Raw genomic sequence first — 21,729 nt, 5'->3', positions numbered from 1 at the left:
CTGAAATGTCAAAAACAATAGTCTTAAAATCATATTTCAAAGTATAAAGAAGAAATCTATTTGCTACTTTTATGCCGTAAAATCTGAGAGGTGGAAAAATATAAATAAGAATAGACATAAAATGAATCGGACAATCCTTTTACTTTCAATTGTTTTAATGCTAAATGGACTTCAGGGGAAGAGCCAGGTAACAGTCAATAACCTGAGATGTGAATATCTCGACAATCCATTGGGTATTGATGAAGCCCGGCCGCGGTTTACGTGGCAATTAACATCAGAAAAGTCCGGGATGTCTCAAACAGCCTATCAGTTGTCGGTCGGGAGGGATCAACAAGAGGTCGCCGGCGGACAGGGGAATAGTTGGAAATCCGATATAGTCGAATCCTCCGTTATTCCGGCGGTATATGAAGGGCCGGAGTTGTTACCTTTTACCCGATATTTTTGGAGTGTACGGGTTTTGAATGACGAAGGACAATGGTCGGACTGGTCGCAACCGGCGTTTTTTGAAACCGGAATCATGTATCCCTCCGGTTGGAAGGGCAGTTGGATTAGCGACGGAAACGGTTTCGACGGAAACAGCATTCAGGTGAAACAAGCGCCTTACTTCCGGAAAGAATTCCGCGCAGGCAAGGCGATTCGTTCGGCGCGCGCGTATATCGCGGTAGCCGGCTTGTACGAGTTGTATATTAACGGAGAAAGAGTGGGGGATCATCGCCTCGATCCTATGTATACACGATACGACCGGCGTAATTTATATGTTACGTATGATGTGACCGCGCAGATAAAGAGGGGCGAAAATGCCATTGGCGTGGTATTGGGTAACGGATGGTACAACCATCAATCTACGGCGGTGTGGTTTTTCGACCGTGCACCGTGGCGTAACCGCCCTGCCTTTTGCCTGGATGTACATATCACGTATGAGGACGGTTCTACCGAAACAATCGTCACGGATAAGAGTTGGCGCACTTCTTTCGGACCGCTTGTTTTCAACAGTATTTATACGGCCGAACACTACGATGCCCGGTTGGAAAATAAAGGATGGAGCAGTCCCGATTTCGATGACAAACAATGGAAAGATGTTTTAAATCGCGCCGCGCCTTCGCGACAAATTACGGCACAAGCGTTGCATCCCATCCGCCACACGCAGGAGATTCCCGCAAAAGAAATGAAACGCATCAACGACCGTACCTGGCTGTTCGATTTCGGTAGAAACATTGCCGGAGTGACCCGGATAAAAGTCGCGGGTGAAGAGGGGACGGTAATCCGCCTGGAACACGGGGAGCGCCTTGATTCGATAGGGCGCCTCGATATGTCGAATATCGACCAGCATTACCGTCCGACCGATGATAGCGATCCTTTTCAGACGGATATTTTTATCCTGAGCGGAAAAGGAGAGGATGAATTCATGCCGCGGTTTAATTATAAAGGATTCCAATATGTGGAAGTCACTTCCGATCGGCCGTTGGAGCTATCAAAAGAAAATCTTACCGCCTATTTCATGCATAGCGATGTGCCGGCATCGGGCAACATTCATTCATCGAACGAAACATTGAATAAAATATGGCAGGCTGGAAATGCTGCGTATCTCTCCAATTTATTCGGTTACCCTACCGATTGCCCGCAGCGCGAGAAAAACGGATGGACGGGCGATGCGCATATCGCCATTGAAACGGGATTGTATAGCTTCGACGGAATCACGGTATATGAGAAATGGCTGGCCGACCATCGCGATGAACAGCAACCCAACGGGGTACTGCCGTCCATCATTCCTTCCAACGGATGGGGGTATGAATGGGGCAACGGGCCCGACTGGACAAGCACCATCGCCATCATTCCCTGGAATATCTATCTGTTTTACGGGGATTCGAGATTATTGGAACGCTGTTACGACAATATCAAACGCTATGTCGACCATATCGACGAATCTTATCCTTCGGGATTGACCGATTGGGGACTGGGCGATTGGGTGCCCGTGAAATCGCAGTCGCCAAAAGAATTTACCTCTTCTACTTATTTTTATGTGGATGCGCTGATACTTGCCAAAGCGGCGAAGATTTTCGGTAAGCAAGCTGATTTTGAAAAGTACTCTACGCTGGCCGGAAAGATACGGAAGGCGATAAATGACAAGTATCTTAATAATGAAACGGGTGTGTATGGGAGCGGACTGCAAACGGAGCAAAGCGTGGCGTTGCATTGGGGGCTGGTTCCGCCCGGATTGGAAGAAAAGGTGGCGGCGAATCTTGCCAAACGGGTAGAAGCCGATAACAGGCATATCGATGTGGGCTTGTTGGGAACCAAAACCATTCTCAACGCATTGAGCGAAAACGGTTATCCGCAACTGGCGTGGGAAGTGGCCTCGCAGGAAACATACCCTTCGTGGGGGTGGTGGATTGCCAACGGCGCCACGACTTTTTACGAGAACTGGGATATTCATGCCGCAAACGATATCTCGATGAACCATATCATGTTCGGGGAAATTAATGCGTGGTATTATAAAGGATTGGGCGGTATATTTCCCGATGAAGAGCATCCCGGTTTTAAACGGGTGATATTGAAGCCCAACTTTGTTACCGGTCTCGACTATTTCGAGGCTTCGCACGAAGGACCTTACGGCCGCATTGTCTCTTCATGGAAGAAAAAAGGGAAAGTCGTTGAATATAAGGTTTCCGTGCCGGCCAATAGCTCCGCTCTCTTGTATTTAAACGGAAAACGGATCACGGAAAATAATCGGGCACTCCGGGAAAATCCGTTGATAGAAGCAAATCAATCAGGCGACGGCGCGACTGTTCTTGCGTTGAAAGCGGGAGAATATGTGTTTGAAATCAGATAGAAATAGGCCTGCGGCGATAAAGAAAGATAGTGCTTCGCGATAGTTAAAAGAGAGGCTTAAAGCGATAAAGGATAATGCTTCACGATAAAAGAACTTCGGGAGATAAAAAAAGATAAAATGAAATTCAGGTATAAATCGATCGTGTTTTTAGCTTTGCTGATCGTGGGATGCCGGTATGCGGGGACGGTATATGCGGCGGATTTGAAGATAGTTAAAACGACATGTGAGTATCAGGAGTCGCCATTGTTGGTCGATGACGGTGCTCCCCGGTTCGGATGGATGCTCGAATCGGAACAAAACGGTTCTGAGCAATCAGCGTATGCGTTGGAACTATATGACAACGACAACAAAAGAATCTGGGCGTCGGGAAAGATACGCTCCCATGAAAGCCAACATGTAAAATATATTGGTAACGCCGTGTTGGTACCGGGCGCGAAGTACCATTGGCGGGTCAGGGTGTGGGATGAAAACGACCGTCCGGCGGCATGGAGCGAAAAAAATAGTTTCCGCATGGCCCCTGCTTCCGGGCAACTCAGCGCAAAGTGGGTCGGCGCTATCACGAAGGCGCAATCCCGCTTGCCGGAAGGACGGCACTTCCACGGGTTGGCGGAAACCTCGGAAAAGGCGGAGCAATGGCGGAGAACACACCCATTGTCGAAACAAAGCATTTATCTGCGGAAATCCTTTGCCGCCGACAGGAAAGTGGCGGATGCTATCGTATATGTCAGCGGGTTGGGACATTATGAATTGACTTTAAATGGAGAAAAGACGGGTGACGATGTTTTTAATCCCTTATGGAGCGATTACGATAAAACGGTTTATTACAACGCATACGATGTAACCCGTCTCTTGAAGCGGGGCGAAAATGTTTTGGGCGTGCTTCTCGGTAACGGGTTCTACAATGAACAGGGCGGCAGGTATAAGAAGATGCAGGTGAGTTTCGGCCCGCCCACCCTGCTCCTTACGCTTCAGGTCACCTATGCCGATGGAACGAAAGAAACCATTACTTCCGATGAAGATTGGAAATACGCCTTTAGCCCGCTCGTATTTAATGATATGTACGGCGGGGAAGATTATGACGCGCGATTGGAACAAGACGGTTGGAATAAGCCCGGATTCGATGATTCGCAGTGGCAGCCTGTCGTGGTGCAGGAAGCACCCTCCGGAACGCTTCTTCCTCAACAGGCATCCCCGGTAAAAGAAATGGACTATTTTCCGGTAAAAAGCATGCAACGGATCGGTGAGATGTATGTGTTGGATATGGGGCAAAACCTGTCGGGATATCCGGTTATCACCGTTAAAGGCCAGAGAGGAGCTAAAATACGGTTGACGGTCGCGGAACGCTTGAATGACGATGGATCGATTAATCAATCCCAATCGGGAGCTCCTTATTATTATGAATATACCTTGAAAGGCGGCGGAGAGGAAAAATGGCGTCCCCGTTTTTCGTATTACGGATACCGTTATATTCAAATTGAAGGAGCGAAACCGGAAGGAGCGGCCGATACACGCGACTTGCCGGTATGGACGGAAGCGCTTTCCTGCTTTGTTTACAACTCGGCTCCTTCCGCCGGCAGTTTCCATTGTTCGAACGAACTGTTCAACGACGTGCACCGCATTATTGTGAATGCCATCAAGAGTAATATGCAGGCGGTGTTTACCGATTGCCCCCATCGCGAGAAGTTAGGATGGCTCGAACAACTGCATTTAAACGGGCCGGGATTATTTTATAATTTCAACCTTACCCGGCTTGTCCCGAAAATACTGCGGGACATGCAGGATGCCCAATTGCCGAACGGATTGATCCCCGATATCGCACCCGAGTATGTGGTGTTCGAGGGGGGATTCAGGGACTCGCCCGAATGGGGAAGCGCCGCGGTGGTCCTTCCTTTCATGTATTATCAGTACTATGGCGACCCGTCGTTGGTTACCGGATATTACGAGATGATGAAAAGGTATGTCGATTATTTGTCATCCACAGCTACCGGTCATATAGTCTCTCACGGACTGGGCGATTGGTATGATTATCATCCCGAACTGCCTGCCGGCGTTTCGCATAATACCCCCGTGCCGTTGGTCGCGACGGCACATTATTATATGGATATCGTCTATCTGGCGCAGGCAGCCGAGATGGCCGGAAGAGACGAAGATGCCCGGCGTTATTCTTCATTGGCAAAAGAAGTGAAAAAATCTTTTAACGAAACGTTTTTCGATGCCGGGCGGAAAGAATACGGTACGGGTAGCCAGGCATCCAATGCTTTACCCTTGTTCCTGGATTTGGTGGAACCGGCTTACAGGGAAGAGGTATTGAACCATTTGGTGAAGGACATCGAGGCGCATGGATATAAGCTGACGACCGGTGATGTGGGCAACCGGTATTTGTTCCGGACATTGGCGGATAACGGATTGAACGAGGTCATGTATACGATGCATAATCATCGTGATGTACCGGGATACGGATTTCAGATACAATTTGGAGCGACGACGCTCACCGAACAGTGGGACCCGAGGAAAGGTAATTCGTGGAATCATTTTATGATGGGGCCGATTGAGGAATGGTTTTACCGTTCGTTGGCCGGCATCCGTCCCTCTGAAGATCATCCCGGCGGATTCGGGCATTTTATAATAGCTCCCGAGCCTGTTGGCGACTTGTCGTTTGTCCGGGCATCACATGAAACATTATACGGTACCGTTCGAGTGGAGTGGCAACGGCAAGGAGATGTGTTGGAATTGCAGGTGGAGATTCCCGTGAATTGTACGGCCGATATCGTTTTGCCCGGCAAGACGCCGGCGAAGGCTGTCAAGGGCGGGCTATATCGTTTTCGGGAAATCGTGGAGTAGCTTGTTGAGGACACGAACAACGCAAAGTAGATGTGCAACAAGGAAAAGTTCCTTTGCAACAACGTCGAGTTCTTCTGCAACAAGGGTATGTAGAAATGAAATAGTATTGGAACCCTATATAGAAAAGCGAGAGCTTACCAATTATTGAATTAATAATTATGAAACAGTTTTATTTGTTCGTGATCTTTTTAGCCGTTCAGGTAGCGGCTTTTGGACAACAGCCCAAAGAGATTCTTTTATATGATAAAATCGAAGAGACAATTCCGGAAGAGCATATCCGTGATCAAGGGGGGAACCTGATTGTCTCGAAAGTAACCAATCCGTCTTTAACGGCCTATATCCCATCGGGTAAAGCGAAAGCGGCGGTGATTATCTGTCCGGGTGGTGCATACGAGAATCTGCATATTCAACGGGAGGGATTCCGGGTGGCGGAAGCTTTCAATAAAGAAGGTGTCGCCGCATTTGTCCTGAAATACCGGTTGCCGGATGAACAGATTGTACAGGATGCGGCGTTTGCACCCCTGAAAGATGCCCAACGGGCGATTCAACTCGTGCGTGAAAGAGCGACGGAGTGGGGTGTCGATCCCGATAAAGTCGGAATCATGGGCTTTTCTGCCGGCGGGCATTTAGCTTCGTCATTGGGCGTTCATTACGATACCCTGCTGGTCGATAATGACCGGGAAATAAATCTTCGCCCTGACTTTATGATCCTTATTTATCCCGTTATCAGTTTTTCGGATGAAATAACCCACGGAGGCTCGAAACATAATTTATTGGGAGATCATCCGAGTGAAGAGTCCGTAAAGTTTTTCACCAATGACCTGCAAGTAAATACGGAGAGTCCGAAGACGGTGTTGATCCATGCCGGTGACGATGGACTCGTTCCTGTCGACAACAGTGTCTATTTTTACGAAGCGTTGCGTAAGCACCATGTTCCTGCCGAATTGCATATCTATTCGAGAGGCAATCACGGATTCGGAGAGACTCCGGCTTTCGGGGAGTGGTTCGGGCGTTGTATCCATTGGCTCAAGACAGAGAAGGAGATTATGAATTAATTACAAATTACAAATTACAAATTACGAATTACGAATTACAAATTACGAATGATATACCGGAAGACAATATTTATTACTCTTTTACTCCTGCCGATGTGTTTATCCGCGGGGTATTCGCAGAGCAGCATTGTGCCGGTCGATTTGACTTGCGAATATCGGACCGATCCGGTGGGGTTGGATGTTCCACGGCCCCGCTTGGGGTGGGTCTTGAAGGCCGCTGATGATACCCGGCATGGGCAACGGCAATCGGCTTACCGGATATTCGTTAGCCATTCGCGGGCTTCGGTGGATAAGAATACCGGCGATATGTGGGACAGCGACTGGATCGCTTCGGATGAAATGCAACAAATCGAGTACAAGGGGAAGCCGTTGCAATCCGATCGAACGTATTTTTGGAAGGTCGCCGTAAAAGATGAAAAGGGTGTCGCATCGCTTTTCAGTAAAACGGCGCAATGGAGCACGGGATTGTTTACACAAGAGGAATGGACCGCCCGATGGATCGGCGCCTCCGAAGTGTATGATCCTGCGCAGGGCGACAACAAAATGTACGATCCGTGGTTCCGGAAGTCTTTCAATCTAAAGAAAAAACCGGCAAGAAGCACACTGTTCGTAGCGTCGGTAGGATATCATGAAGTATATGTCAACGGTCGTAAAATAGATCATCCTGTATTGGAGCCGGCCGTGACCGATCATACCAAACGGGCGAGGTATCTGGCTTATGATATTGCACCTGCTTTGCAACCGGGCAAAAATGTCATCGGTTTATGGCTGGGAATGTCTTGGTCGATTTACGCTCCGTATGTTACTTCCGACAAACCCCGTACGCCGATAGTCGTTGCCCAGGCGGATATCTATAATACAAACGGTGAACGAATGATGCGGATAGCGACCGACGAATCGTGGAAAACGCATCCAAGTCCGAATAAACTGAACGGAAACTGGGGCTTCGGCGTGGGCGGATACGGCGGTGAGATTTGGGACGCGAATAAAGAAATCAAAAATTGGAATACTATTTCTTTGGATGATCGCGACTGGAAAAAGGCGATCGTTTATCATCCCCGATTAACCCTCTCGGCGCAGCAGGTGGAGACGAACCGCCTTTACGAAGTGCCTCCCGCCGGTGTGGAAAAGCGCTCCGACGGTTCCTACAAGGTAGATATGGGCGTGAACTTTGCGGGATGGGTGCAAATCGCCGTCAAGGGAAATCCCGGCGACACCGTCCGCTTCTTGTTCTCCGAAAGGGAGCAAGAGGAAATGACGTTCGGATTGCAAAGCGCTTATGTATTGGATCAATCGGGAAAGGGTGTTTTCCGGAACCGTTTCAATTACGGTTCGGGTCGATGGATCACCATCCGGGGAGTATCCTCTGCCCCGGCGTTAAACGATATTGAAGGCTGGATGATTCGTACCGCTTTCGACGATGCCGCGACTTTCGAATGTTCCGATCCGTTACAAAACTGGATTTATAGTACGGTGAAATGGACATTTGAAAATCTTTCGCTTGGCGGATATGTGGTCGATTGCCCTCAGCGGGAACGATTCGGATATGGGGGCGACGCGCATGCCACGTCCGAGACGGGGATGTTCAATTACAAAATGGGAGCCTTTTATACCAAATGGCTTGAAGATTGGCGCGATGTACAGGGTACGGAGCCGATGACAGGCAATATGAACGACACGGCTTGGGCGCGCAAGCAGGCCGGCAGCGGCCGTTATTTCGGTAACGGCGTGTTGCCGCAGAGTGCGCCTACGTATCACGGCGGGGGAGGCCCGGCGTGGGGCGGCATTGTGGTGACCTTGCCTTGGCTCATGTACCGGCATTATGGCGATACGCGCGTTTTGGAGGAGAATTTTGCAATGATCGGCAAATGGCTCGACTTCCTGGATTCGCATACCGAAAATAATTTATTGCAGCGTTACGGCGGCTCGTGGGATTTCCTCGGCGACTGGCTCTGGCCCAACGCGACGGCCGAAGGAATGAACAACGACAAGCCCGAAACGCTTTGCCTGAACAATTGCTACCGGGTGTATAATTTGCGCACGGCGGCAAAGATTGCCCGTGTTATCGGGTGCACGGCGGAAGCCGAAAAGTGGGAGCGCCAGGCCGAAGCTTCGGCCAAAGCCATTCATGCCGCGTTTTATGATTCGGAGGATCATAGTTATGCCGATCGATCCATGGCCAATCTGGCCGCGGCGCTATACGGAAACGTCATGCCGCCCGAATTGCGCCGAACCGTCATCGATAGGCTTGAAAAAGAGATTCTCGTAAACAGGAACGGGCATATTCATGTCGGCATTACGGCCGGCGCCATGTTGTTCAAAGTCTTGCGCGACGAAGGGCGCGACGATTTGATTTATGCCATGACCTCGAAAACCGATTATCCTGGGTGGAGCTTTATGCGGGATAACGAAGCAACGACTATTTGGGAAATGTGGGAGAAAGACTTGCCCGGACATTCGCTGCTCCATAGTTCTTATCTCTATCCCGGCGCGTGGTATATCGATGGCGTGGCAGGCATCCGTCGGGACGACGCCGTGCCGGGATTCCGGAAGTTTATCGTGCGGGTACCCCGGCCGGAAGATACGGCTCTTTCATGGGCCAAAGCCTCGTTCGACTCTCCCTCGGGAACCATCCGGTCGCATTGGACGCGGGAAAACGGAGGGCTGCGTCTTTCGTTGACGGTTCCGCCCAATACCGCCGCCACGGTGTGGATTCCCACGGAAGAGGGAGCGGCTGTGGGGGAAGCTTCCGGTTTCGCGAAAGAAATCGCTCGAAAAAACGGCTACGTGCTGTTCGAGGCGCCGGCGGGAAAATATGAATTCAAAATCGAATAGTTCTAATGAAATGGGAGGATATCCCTCTGCATTTTCCATTTGTGAGATTGGGCGCATTTGTAATAATGCCTAATCATATGCATGAAATAATTATCATCGATAAGCCTATTGTAGAGATGCCAAATGTTGCATCTCTATGTGGTGTGATATAATAGATGAATATCTATACATAAAATCAATTCAAAACAAATGAAACACAAAACATTTATTATCGGCTTTCTGCTGATGCTATGTTTGGCAGGATGCCAAAGCGGACAACTCCAGGTTGTATCCTTAAAAGTCGAAATGCAGGAAAACCCCCAGGGGGTGAGTACGCCGTCGCCGCGTTTTTCGTGGCAGATAACTTCTCCCGGAGTTGATTTACGGCAGCAATCGTACCGTATTCAAGTGGCATCTTCCGAAGAAGATTTGAAAAAAGAAAAGAATCTTTTATGGGATTCGGGCATTGCATCAGGCGATGAGTCGATTCTTATTCCGTATGAAGGGGGAAAACTTTCTTCGGGAAAAGCGTACTATTGGCGGGTAAAGGTGGCGACGAATCAGGGCGAAACCGCTTGGAGCGCCATCAATCATTGGTCGACGGCGTTGCTCGATTCCACGGACTGGCGGGCAAAATGGATCGGCCAAGACACGATGTCAAATCCCGGAGAAACGAACAAAGGCAATACGCGTTTGGCGGCGCGTTATCTTCGCAAACCGTTCCATGCGGAAAAGAAGGTCGAGCGGGCGGTGTTGTATATTTCCGGGTTGGGAGCGTATGAAGCTTACCTGAACGGAAAGCGTGTATCGGACGATGTATTGGCTCCGACGGTTTCGTGGTATCCCGAAAAAGTCTATTATAATGTGTATGATGTGACGCCGCTCATCGGAAAAGGCGATAACCTGCTGGGGGTGAAACTGGGTAACGGCCGTTATTTCGGCATGCGCGAATCTCCCACGATGATATTCGGCCTCCCGCGCTTGCTGGCTCAATTGAATATCGAATATGCCGACGGTTCGACGGATACGATTGTCAGCGACGAATCGTGGCGGGTGACTTCCAAAGGCCCGATTGTCGCCAATAATGAATTCGACGGGGAGGAATACGATGCGCGCCTCGAGCTTCCGGATTGGAACACGGCTAAGTACGATGATACGGAATGGCTACAAGCGGATATTATGGAGGCTCCGGGAGGAAAACTAACGGCGCAGCCCAATCCGAATATTACCGTGCAGGACGAGATCACCCCGGTTCATATAACCCGGCTTTCGGATGGACGGTTTATTTTAGACATGGGGCAGAATATGGTGGGATGGCTCAACATCAATCTGAAAGGGAAGCAGGGACAGCCCGTGACGATGCGTTTTGCGGAAACGCTGAATGCCGACAGTACGCTGTATACGGCAAACCTGCGGAGCGCGAAGGTGACGGATGTATATATTCCCGCAAAAGACGGGGCGTTCCGTTGGGAGCCATCCTTTGTTTTCCATGGTTTCCGTTTTGTGGAGATTGCGGGGCTGGATGAACAACCGTCTTTATCGGATTTCACGGGTAAGGTCATTTATGATAGGATGCAGACTACGGGCCGTTTCGAAACATCCAACGAGCTCATCGATCAACTGTTCAAGAATGCCTATTGGGGCATACGAAGCAATTACAGAGGCATGCCCACGGACTGTCCGCAGCGCGACGAACGGCAAGGCTGGCTTGGCGACCGTGTGACGGGCTGCTTCGGTGAAGCTTTCGTTTTCGACAACGCATTGCTTTACGCCAAGTGGTTGCAAGACATCGAGGATTCGCAAAGTCCCGAAGGCGATATTTCGGATGTTTCGCCGCGTTACTGGACTATTTATGATAAAGATGTAACCTGGCCTGCGGCCTATTTTTATGCGGCGAAGATGCTTTGGCGGCAATATGGCGATATGGAGCCGGTAAAAAGACATTATGCATCCATGAAACGCTTCCTTGAACATATCCAACAGGTCTCCATGCAGGATTATATCCTGACGAAAGATACGTACGGCGACTGGTGTATGCCGCCCGAATCGCAGGAGTTGATCCACTCGCAGGATCCTTCGCGCAAAACGGCGGGAGCGATATTGAGTACCACCATGTATTACAGTCTGCTGAACCTGATGCAGGAGTTTGCCGGCATTACCGGCAATCAAGCCGATATAGCGGGTTATAAGGAGCTCGCAGCAAAGATCAAGGATGCCTATAATCAGCGTTTTTTCAATACCGATTCGGCTTTGTACGATAATAATACGGTGACGGCGAATATTCTTTCGCTTCGTTTAGGATTGGTGCCGGAAGGATATGAGGAGAAAGTCTTCGAGAACATTGTGCGGAAGACGGAAGTCGATTTCGACGGGCATGTCAGTACCGGTGTGTTGGGAATACAGCATCTGATGCGTGGGCTCACCGAATACGGAAGGGTCGATCTGGCGTATAAAATCGCCACGAACGAAACGTATCCGAGTTGGGGATATATGATTAACAAGGGGGCGACGACCATTTGGGAATTATGGAACGGCGATACGGCCGATCCTGCGATGAATTCCGGAAATCATGTCATGTTGTTGGGGGATTTGCTGATCTGGTATTACGAAGACCTGGCCGGCATCAAGAACGCTCCGGGAAGTATCGCTTATAAGCAGTTGCTCATGGAGCCGGTATTCCCCGACGGTTTGTCGCATGTAAAAGCCTCTTATCATTCGGTGTATGGAGAAATAAAGAGCGAATGGCGGAAAGAGGACGGATCGTTTTCGTGGGATATCGTTATCCCCGGAAATACTTCGGCCGTAGTAAAACTACCGAAATCGTTGAATATAGCTCAACCTGAAGGGGCGGGTGTGCGCAACGTGAAGGAAACCGAATCGGGCATCGAGATCGAACTGGGGTCGGGCACCTACCGGTTGGTGAATAGAGGTTAGAGGATAGAGAATAGAGGATAGAGGTTGGAGAAAGGAAATGATTCCGGGGGCGTCGCTTCGGGCGGCACCCCCCGGTTGTTTCGAGTGATTGATTGAGAATTTATTCAACGACAATGATGTAAGATTGGTAAATAGTAGTATCTTTGCGGGAAACAAGTAATGATATATGGCAACAATTGTTATAGATTTAGAAGGAGGTAACGATCAGGCTGATAAATTGATCGAGTATATCAAGACACTGCCTTACGCCACGGTCATCGAGGAAAAGAAGAAAAATTTCCAGGAAGCCGCGGAAGCATGTCATGCCATTCCGGTTGATGAATTTATAGACGAACTAAGAAGCCGTGTCAAGGCGCACTTTAACCATGCGTGAAGTGCTCATATCCTCATCCGTATCCAATAAAATAGATGACTTGAAAGATTATTTGATTTTCGAGTTGAAATTATCGGAAGAAGCGGCTATGCGGCGCATCGATCGTATAAGCGACTTTTTAACATCCCTCCATGTATCGGTAGATTATCCTTTATGCCGTTTTAGAAAATGGCGATTGTTAGGTTATAGGTGTGCCGTATTTGAGAAAAGATGGGTTTTTGCATACGAATTATTTGAGGACGGAATTATCGTCAAGGATATGTTTCATGTTTCGCTATTAGTGGAGTAATCTTTTTCCTCGTTGCTCTGCCCTTTTTCTCCGGAAGGTATTATGGTTTATATCCGTAGCGTTTTTCAAACAATCCCCACACCTCATCAAACGCTTCATCCACAGTGTCCGTTTGAGTTTTATCCGGGTGATATTTCTTTTTACAGTTATTTCGTTCATGTGATGACCTCCTTTTGCCTGCAAGTATACAGCTTTTAATTTGAAAATTTAGAAGCCTTCCACTTATTTACTGAAAAAATAAATATTTAAAAATGATTGTTGTATCAGAAAAAATAGTATAACTTTGCAAAAGTTACGTAACGGCGTAACTCTTTAATGTAAAAGAACGGAAGCGTTTTAGATATTATCCTTTGTTAGAAAATCGCCAATTTTCCAATGAATTCAGGGATGATAGCAACTAAATGCTCCACGCTTACGGCGTGGGGCTGTTGCTTATCCTGAATTCGGGCGTTTGGCGATGCCTCTAACAAAGATAAGTTTAACAGTCCCCACGCTTTTTTTATTGTTTATCGCTATTTGGAAGGGGATTAAAATAGCAATTAACATTATTATTTTATGAGACGTATTATTTTTAGTGTATTTATTCTTTTCCTCGTATGGGGAAAAATCAATGCTCAATCTCTTCAAGAAATCGTTTATCTAAAAAATGGAAGCACAATTAAAGGAATAGTTATTGAACAAATTCCGAATCAGTCCATCAAGCTTCAAACAAGTGATGGGAGTATTTTCGTTTATAAAATGGACGAAATTGAGAAAATCTCAAAAGAAAAGGTTTCTAAATCCGAGAAGTCACAAAAACCGAGTGTGACTTATGATTTAAACGGGTACAGAGGGTTTGTAGATGTTGGCTATATCTTTGGTACTGGAAATGAATTTTCAAAAATAGATAGGGTAGAATTCACAACAACTCATGGCTCTCAAATAACTACCAATTTTTTTATTGGTGGAGGTACAGGAATTCATTACATGACTTTGAACGATGTATTTTTACTCCCTTTATTTATTGACTTTAAAGGCTATCTTTTATCCGGAAATGTATCACCCTATTTTGATTTTAAAGGAGGCTATACGCATATTCTTTCAAAGTTGGAAGATGAAGATATAAAAGGAGGGTTATACATTTCTCCGTCTATTGGGGTCAGGTATCTTATATCTAATAACATAGGATTGAATGCTTCGTTAGGGTTTGTTTTTCAACAATTTCGAGATATAGCTCTAAATGAATATGCAAAAGCAAATGGAGTATCTTTCAAATTTGGAATAGAATTTTAAACAATTAGTTAAATATAAACGATCTCCAAACTTTAAGAGATATAAAGGAAATAGTCCAATAATTATTTATTATATCAATCTTGAGGAATGGAAAAGTGAAAAATATTTTTAATATGAATCCCACTATAAAACAAATGGTTATTCAAGGTTTTGAGGAAGGTGTTGAGAATGCACTTAAACTTGCATCAAAACAAAACCCACCTGAATGGAAAGAAAATCCGTTTCATATGACTGTTCTTATTTTAGGAGCAATAAACGAAACGAAAAATGTATATAAGCAGATGCTGAAAGACAATAATGCAAAATTTGACATTGATAAAGCAGACGTGGATGCTTTTATAGAAGAGATTGGACAAAAAATTCATAATAAATATTTTCATTAAAGCTATTTATAATTTAAACTTTCAGTATTATCTCTTTTATATAAATCAGTATTTGAACAAGATTTAGGAGATAAAATAGAATTAGTTTTCTAACAATGTAATATTATCTCAAATATGCCCGATTATATTCCTTTAAATCCTGACTTTAAATTCTCTTATAAGGGATGGATAATTAGTATTGAGCAAATTTTTATTTTTAAAATTTATTTTTCAATTGATGTGTTTGGAATTCATGAATTAATAAAAAAAGCATTAAAAGAAAAAGGTTTAGAGAATAATCCTAGAGCAAAATCTTTATTAAATGCTATAATTAATGAAGGAAGTGGAATTTGGGGGATTTCTCAAACATCGATGACTGTATTCCATACTTTTAATTGGCCTGAAAAATGCAAACAAGATGCCATAAACCATATAAATAACATATTAGGCGATGGCATTACTTATGCAAAAAGAGAAAATATAATTCCTTCATTAAAATATTTTATTTAACACAATTGAATTATGAGCTTATTTTTTAACTCTGAACTTAAAACAAAAAAAGAGGAAATACTTCGATACGTTGCCATTCTTAATGATGACATAAGAAAAATTTCATATTTACTGGATACGGGAATCGATAGCAGTGTTATAAAACAGATGAATTTCCTAATGAATCCGATGATGGATAACTTAGAAAGAATCAAGGCAATAATAGACAGTATGTCTGAATCCCAAGTTGCACAAATAAGTGTTCCATGGATTGATGGTAAATATGTATCGATTGCATTTTGGTGGATTTGTTATCGAGAATCTATAAGTTTATTTGAAGAAAATATCAACAATTATCGCAGATAGTATAGATATGAAAAGTATATATAATCTATACAAAAACATATTTATCGGGGAATTTGGAGAAGAATTGTTTAATAGGTTGTATTACAAAGTGAATTTCTCGAATGCACTCATTAGACTTTCAGGACTAACGATCAATAAAAGTTTGCCTCCCAACGCGATGGATTTTTTAGAATCAGCAAACAGGATACCTTATGTTATATTAAAATTTAACATTGGGATATCGGTGATGGCTTCATTAATTGAATTAAAAATATGATTATGAGAATGTTAGCAAATTCATCCCTTAATTAGTCCTTTACAATTAAAAATAGTAGCTGAGAAAATAGTGGCAAATTGGGTTAGCCCCCGACAAGAATTTATATAAGCACAAGATAAATAAAATAATAGATTCAAAACAAACAATTATTATGGGAATATTAGATTTTGGAACTAAAGCTCAAGTAGAAGAATTGGCTTTCCGAATAGGTGTTGGAATGCAACAAATTGAAAGGGAGTTAATAACCTATTCTAACCAAAATACTCCAACTCTTAGAGGTTTAGCTCTTGCATTAATGCAAGAAAAAGAAAAAATGAGTAAGTTGATTTCTTTTTTGACCCCGACGTCTCGTGAAAAATTAAAAGTTAGATATAATAATGAAAAAATATCTTATTTAATATTTATTGGCCGAATGAAGCAAGTTTCGGATATAGTCGATGATATCACAGGTATCAATTTTTTTAATAGTACGAGAGAAGTGAATGGACAGATATATCATGTAAAGTCTTGATAATTTAATGTTTTTTCAATTTTCTTCTGTTTTGGATTGTGCAAAAAAAGGTTAGAGACATATATGAGACTAGTAGTTGAACAAAAATTAGAGAAAATTCATGATGGAATTTACAGAGCCCATAATGGCTTGTTTCAATTAATGACGATGGTTATGAGTGCAGCTCATTATATTAATTATCTTATTGAACAAGGTGATATTTTAGAAGCAGAACGAGATGCTTGTTTTAGATATATTGCCGATAAGGTTTTCTATAAATACAATTGTCCCGTAAAGGGAGCCAATGAAGGATGGATTCTTTTTATGGGAGACCTTAATGGAAAATACGATAGAGAACGAGTTGACAAATATAGGCCTTATATTGAGAATATGTAAAATTAAAATAGTATTAATTTTTAATGGTTCTTTATCAAAATATTATGAATGATTCTTTTTGTAATTGATGCTAAGAATACAATGATGGAATTTTATCTTAACCCTATATAAGCTACATATGAAAATATCGTTATTCAGCAGAGTTGCATCGCAGTTCGATATAGGTGTGCCGGGGTAAAGGATAGGTCTGTTTGGGTAAAAGATATATCTCTCGGGGTTCTTTATATATCCGGCGGGGTATAATACGTATCTCTCTGGGTTCTTTATGTATCCGACGGGGTTCCCTACCGGTTCCTCGAGCTTTGGAACCCTGAAACACCTGTAACGAACCCTGAGATATAGGTTGGATAACTCCGGCAGACTGGTAAATAACCGCGGCAGCGCTCTAACAGACCTCAACGACGGGGTCAGTAAACCTGTCCGTACCATTAAACAACCTCGACGGCCGGGTGCGGAACCCCGGCAGACTGTTAATTAACCCCGCCGTACAGGTAAAGAACCCCGCCGGAGATATTCCGAACGTTATCGCCGGGGTAAATAACCCCGCCATTGGGGTTCGGAACCGCATCTTTGGGGTCGGAAACCGCGACAGATACGCCGGATCAGGTAAAGAACGCCTTTCGAACCCAAAGAACAGACCGGGGGATTGCTCTGTCGTACCCCTAATAATGACAAAAAGGAAAACCCGTGAGGAATACCTTTCGGCATTCCCCGCGGATGGCATGAAAAAATTGATTCAAAGACAAAACCTGCTTTTTTATTATTTCTTTGCGGTTGTTTCGCCGGAGGTGTGGACGAAAAATTGTCCCAATTCATTCTTTTTTTCCTCAAAACCGGGTGTTCCGGTGCCAGCTTTGTACGTGACATAGTTATAATCCACTAATGCCGACTGGTAATTGTCATAATCGTGGAGCGTCTTGGCATTGGTCATGCCGGTTACAATACTTTGAAGACGGTTGATGATTTTCTCCAGGAAAGCGCAGCTTTCATAGTCTTTCGCAAATTCCGCCCAATCGATATCGGGCGATCCCAATTCCGGCTGGCTGATGTAATAATCATACACTTTGTTTACCAACAGTTTATTTGTTTCGTTGATGCTTCCGTACTTCCGCCGGTCTTTCGGTTCGAGATTAATAACTACTCCTATCGCGGAGGTTTCCAGTGCCTTTAAGGCCGTATCCATAGCGGTCTGTTGTTCCGCAGTGAGATGAATGTTGTTTAGATTACTTATCGTTCCCATAATGAAAAACTTTTTATTTGGTATTCATAAAAGGCGGCTCTTATTCCTTTTTTGTTTTTCGGGCCGTCGATAAATTGATCATTCGCAAATGATTGTATATAAAACAAAGCAAGATGTAAAAAGTTGTTTTAAAAAATGGATTTACTGAAATTTAACGTAATGGGGCTTCCCGGAGCCGTACCGTATCTCTCCCCTTCCGCTTTTTAGGGTGCGGATTTGTCGGAAGCATTTATCTTTTGCCGGCTTTGATGATTGCAATTATCGCATATCCCTTTCATCACCACGCTAACATCATCCATCCGGAAGTTAACAGGCAACTTAAAATCGGGAATCGCGCTATTGAGTATACAGTAGGTCTTTTCGCATTGCGTACAAAAGAAATGAATATGAAACCGTTCGGGAGCGGAATGATAAGCTTCGCGCGTCAGAGCATATTTCATCACACCCGTACCATCGTCTATGCGGTGTACGAGACCGTGTTGCTCGAAGGTTTTCAGTGTCCGGAAAAGCGTGATGCGATCGGCTCGGTCGAGTATGTTTTCGAGGTCGTTTACGCTAATGGCATAGGTTTGTTTGAGCAACGTTTTCAAGACCAATATCCGCATGGCGGTGGGCTTGATTTCCCGATGTTCCAATTTTTGAATAATAACCGGATCTTCCATAAGGCAAATCTGTTTGTGCGAGGAAAGCGCTCCGTCCGGCCGTTCCAACCCGTTTGACGGATAAAAAAATCTCCACGGAGTTTTATCCGTCAGACGGGGAAGCAACGCCTACAATTTGTCGATTTCTTCGACGGATAGTCCGGTCGTTTCGGCTATAAAATCAGCCGATAATCCTTTTGTTTTCAGATTCCGGGCGATTTCAGTCTGTGCTTCTTTTTTCCCTTCTTTTTTTCCCTCTTTTCTCCCGTCTCTTTTGGCCGTATTCATTTGTGCCAAACGGTCGCGATACATTCTGATATCGGCATCATACCTCTGGCGTTCTTCCTTGCTCAGGGAAGCCAGGTCGGTAATCCGCTCCAGTTTTTCAAAGACCGGATTCCGATCTTTGAAAGGTATTTTTTCCAATGTTGTCATGTTTCGTAATATATATAACCATTGTTCTACATTTGTTTTGCATTCCGATTCCTTTTTCGTGAAAAAAGGAAGTTCGATGAAAATAAAACGCTGTTTGTCGCTGATTTGTTCGTGTGTGTCGCGGTCGGCAATAATGCCATCCGTACGCAACTTGCCATGTAAGGGGAAATTCAGGAAAAACACGCCCTAAACGGCTTTCAGGGCGAATTCCCATTCCGTTCCTTTTTCTCCTTGATTCGCGATCGTTTGAGAGAGGTAATACAGTGCCCGGTCGAAGAAGTACTCTTGGCGGATGTTTTGCATTTCCACGATGAAATGCTCTCCTTTTTCCGATAAGCAGGCAATGTCGTAAATGCCCTTTCGTCCGCCGTTGTAGAAAGGCATCCTTTCTTTGTCCGTCAAACGGATTTCTTTAATCTTTTTCTCCCCAGCCAGCAGAGCGTTTAAAAAGTCGAGTAACAAGTCTTTGCTGTTTTCTTGTCCGAAAATCAACTTGAACGCCGTGTCATACACAGGGTCAATAAAACGTGTCATGTCCGTATCTTTTTCAATTTCACAAAGGTACCCTTTTTTATCGAAAGCGGATAAGGAAGATAGAGAAGTTTTGCGTTTGTTTTAATGAAAGCATTGTTCGAAGCTTTTTACCCGTCAGGCGGGAAGTAAAGTGTTTGCTTCGATTATTTGAAATTCATTAGCCTTAAACTGAGTAAGACGACTACCAGCATCACGCCGACGTCGGCCGCAATGGCCAATACCAGATTACTGTATCCCATGAAGGCCAGAAGAATGAAGAATATCTTCACGGCTATGGCCGCAACGGTGTTTCGCTTAATCGTCGAGACCGTTTTTCTGCCTAAGCGGATAAGATAGGGTAGCAGCGACAGGTTGTCGTTCATCAGCGCCACGTCTGCCACTTCTACGGCCGTATCGCTTCCGGCGGCGCCCATCGCTATGCCGACATTCGATGCGGCTAAAGCCGGGGCATCGTTCACCCCGTCGCCTACCATGGCCGTCGGTCCGTATTCCTTTTGCAGGCGGGCGATGGTTTGCGATTTGTCTTCCGGCAACAGTCCCGCATATACCGTATCGATGCCCGCCTGCCGGGCCACATACTGTGCCGCCTCACGGTTGTCGCCGGTCATCATGACCGGCTGCACGCCCAGGTCTTTCAGTTGGGCGATGGCGCGGGCGCTATCGGGTTTCATTTCGTCGGACAGGGCAATCACTCCTCTTATCTCATCTCCGCAACTCACTACGACGCAAGTCTTCCCTTCTCGGTTAAAACGTTCTGTCTCTTCTTTCACGGAGTGCGGCACGGCTTGATGTTGCTCGATAAAATCGGGTTTGCCTATCAATACGGCATTTTCCCGGCATGAGCGGCATACCGACCGCGCGCCGTTACCGACGATGCTTTCGAATTTCTCCGCTTTGTGCGGCTCGAATCCTTGCGCACGCGAATAATCGACAATCGCTTGCGCCAAGGGATGCTCCGAAAATATTTCGGTTCCTGCCGCGCAAGCCAGCAATTCTTCCAAATCCGTATGGTTTTGCACAACGTCCGAGACTACCGGCTTGCCGTAGGTCAGCGTCCGGGTCTTATCCAAGCCGACGGCCTTGATACCGGCTAATGCTTCGAGATACTTGCCGCCTTTTACCAATGCTCCGCGCAGGGAAGCGTTCCCCATGGCGGCATAAATGGCTACGGGAGTGGAGATGACGAGCGCGCAGGGGCAGGAGATGACGAGTAGCGAAATCGCCTGGCTCAACCAGTGATGGAGGTCGCGTCCCATCACAAAAACGGGTACGGTAAATAACAGCAATGCGAGCAGAACCATCATCGGCGTATAGATCGCGGCAAACTTTTGAATGAACTTCTGCGATTCCGACCGATTGTTTTGCGCCTCATAAGTCGCGGCGACAATCCGCGCAAACGTGGTGTTTTCCGCCGAACGGGTCGTGATGATCTCTATAAAGCCGTTTTTGTTGAGTGTGCCGGCAAATACCGTGTCTCCTTTCGACTTATCCTTCGGCACAAACTCTCCCGTGATAGGCGACTCATCGACAGCGGTATCGCCCGAAGCAATCGTTCCGTCCAACGGGATCTGATCGTGTGGCTTGACCTGTATTACCGTCCCTACGGCAATCTGTTCGACAGGAATAACGCCGACATCTTTCACCATCGCGGTCTTTGGCGCGCTGTTCACCAGGTTTTCCAGCGCCGAAAGACTGTTGTCGACACCGATATCTTCGAGTTTTTCGCCGAGCACATATAATATAATGACGACCGCCGCTTCAGGATATTCACCCAGATAATACGCGCCGGTAGCGGCGAGCAACATTAATACGCTGATGCTGCTGAAGTTGAGGCGGAGCAGGTTTTTTATCCCGTCTAAAATGATTTCATAGCCGAAACCCAATATCAATGCCGCATATACAAACGGGGCATAGGGCATCGGAATATCGATTCCCGTAAGCGACAAGACTTCCAATGTGACCGACAACACGACGGCCGACAGCAGAAACACAAATTTCTTATCTTGTAAAGGTAATGTCATAATTTTATCGTTTTATTTGTTTTTGATGCAAATGTATGCGATGAAAAACGCAATCGGATTGCAAAGTGAGGCCTCATTTTGATGAATATGA

At 45.7% G+C, this 21,729-nt stretch carries 16 protein-coding genes and 1 pseudogene; 13 read left to right on the top strand and 4 right to left on the bottom strand.

All coding sequences use genetic code 11. The features are described 5' to 3' along the window. Positions 1–121 precede the first annotated feature (121 nt). From ABNK31_RS12145 to ABNK31_RS12085, 13 genes are all read left to right on the top strand, one after another. Positions 122–2,830: a glycoside hydrolase family 78 protein gene (locus ABNK31_RS12145; protein ID WP_418892771.1), complete on the top strand. Its 2,709-nt coding sequence runs from the start codon at positions 122–124 to the stop codon at positions 2,828–2,830. A gap of 117 nt (positions 2,831–2,947) precedes the next feature. Then, positions 2,948–5,671 (top strand): glycoside hydrolase family 78 protein, encoded by a 2,724-nt coding sequence (locus ABNK31_RS12140; protein WP_418892770.1) that lies wholly within the window; start codon positions 2,948–2,950, stop codon positions 5,669–5,671. A gap of 158 nt (positions 5,672–5,829) precedes the next feature. After that, positions 5,830–6,726, top strand: a complete 897-nt coding sequence (locus tag ABNK31_RS12135; RefSeq protein ID WP_418892769.1) for an alpha/beta hydrolase — start codon at positions 5,830–5,832, stop codon at positions 6,724–6,726. Between the two features lie 93 nt (positions 6,727–6,819). Beyond that, positions 6,820–9,561, top strand: coding sequence for a family 78 glycoside hydrolase catalytic domain (locus ABNK31_RS12130; RefSeq protein ID WP_418892768.1), 2,742 nt, complete (start codon positions 6,820–6,822; stop codon positions 9,559–9,561). A 189-nt stretch (positions 9,562–9,750) separates the two neighbouring features. After that, complete coding sequence (locus ABNK31_RS12125) at positions 9,751–12,474, top strand: glycoside hydrolase family 78 protein (protein WP_418892767.1); 2,724 nt, start codon at positions 9,751–9,753, stop codon at positions 12,472–12,474. Between the two features lie 166 nt (positions 12,475–12,640). Beyond that, the gene (locus tag ABNK31_RS12120; protein ID WP_321578879.1) at positions 12,641–12,847 is read left to right on the top strand and encodes a hypothetical protein; all 207 of its coding nucleotides are present in this window, start codon (positions 12,641–12,643) and stop codon (positions 12,845–12,847) included. Further along, positions 12,819–13,136 (top strand): hypothetical protein, encoded by a 318-nt coding sequence (locus tag ABNK31_RS12115; protein WP_418892766.1) that lies wholly within the window; start codon positions 12,819–12,821, stop codon positions 13,134–13,136. Before ABNK31_RS12120 ends, ABNK31_RS12115 begins: the two co-directional genes overlap by 29 nt. 555 nt (positions 13,137–13,691) lie before the next feature. Next, positions 13,692–14,408 (top strand): hypothetical protein, encoded by a 717-nt coding sequence (locus tag ABNK31_RS12110; protein ID WP_418892765.1) that lies wholly within the window; start codon positions 13,692–13,694, stop codon positions 14,406–14,408. Positions 14,409–14,503: 95 nt separating this feature from the next. Next, positions 14,504–14,791: a hypothetical protein gene (locus ABNK31_RS12105; protein WP_418892764.1), complete on the top strand. Its 288-nt coding sequence runs from the start codon at positions 14,504–14,506 to the stop codon at positions 14,789–14,791. A 114-nt stretch (positions 14,792–14,905) separates the two neighbouring features. Further along, positions 14,906–15,280, top strand: a complete 375-nt coding sequence (locus ABNK31_RS12100; protein WP_418892763.1) for a hypothetical protein — start codon at positions 14,906–14,908, stop codon at positions 15,278–15,280. Between the two features lie 12 nt (positions 15,281–15,292). Further along, on the top strand, positions 15,293–15,625 hold the full coding sequence (locus ABNK31_RS12095) for a hypothetical protein (protein ID WP_418892762.1): 333 nt from the start codon (positions 15,293–15,295) through the stop codon (positions 15,623–15,625). A gap of 407 nt (positions 15,626–16,032) precedes the next feature. Continuing rightward, positions 16,033–16,392: a hypothetical protein gene (locus ABNK31_RS12090; RefSeq protein WP_418892761.1), complete on the top strand. Its 360-nt coding sequence runs from the start codon at positions 16,033–16,035 to the stop codon at positions 16,390–16,392. 63 nt (positions 16,393–16,455) lie between these two features. Next, a complete protein-coding gene (locus tag ABNK31_RS12085) occupies positions 16,456–16,767 on the top strand; it encodes a hypothetical protein (RefSeq protein WP_418892760.1) in 312 nt (103 codons plus the stop codon). 760 nt (positions 16,768–17,527) lie between these two features. Here ABNK31_RS12085 and ABNK31_RS12080 read toward each other — a convergent pair. The 4 genes and pseudogenes from ABNK31_RS12080 to ABNK31_RS12065 form a co-directional block, all read right to left on the bottom strand. After that, complete coding sequence (locus ABNK31_RS12080) at positions 17,528–18,007, bottom strand: hypothetical protein (RefSeq protein WP_418892759.1); 480 nt, start codon at positions 18,005–18,007, stop codon at positions 17,528–17,530. A 203-nt stretch (positions 18,008–18,210) separates the two neighbouring features. After that, positions 18,211–18,669, bottom strand: a complete 459-nt coding sequence (locus tag ABNK31_RS12075) for a Fur family transcriptional regulator (protein WP_418892758.1) — start codon at positions 18,667–18,669, stop codon at positions 18,211–18,213. A gap of 108 nt (positions 18,670–18,777) precedes the next feature. Further along, positions 18,778–19,617, bottom strand: a pseudogene (locus ABNK31_RS12070) (Rpn family recombination-promoting nuclease/putative transposase). Between the two features lie 143 nt (positions 19,618–19,760). Then, complete coding sequence (locus ABNK31_RS12065) at positions 19,761–21,638, bottom strand: heavy metal translocating P-type ATPase (protein ID WP_321578881.1); 1,878 nt, start codon at positions 21,636–21,638, stop codon at positions 19,761–19,763. Positions 21,639–21,729 lie beyond the last annotated feature (91 nt).

The sequence above is a fragment of the Limibacterium fermenti genome, assembly GCF_041902845.1.
GTDB classification, from domain to species: domain Bacteria; phylum Bacteroidota; class Bacteroidia; order Bacteroidales; family Dysgonomonadaceae; genus Limibacterium; species Limibacterium fermenti.
Note: the sequence above shows the minus strand (reverse complement) of the source record. Positions and strands in the feature narration are given on the sequence as shown.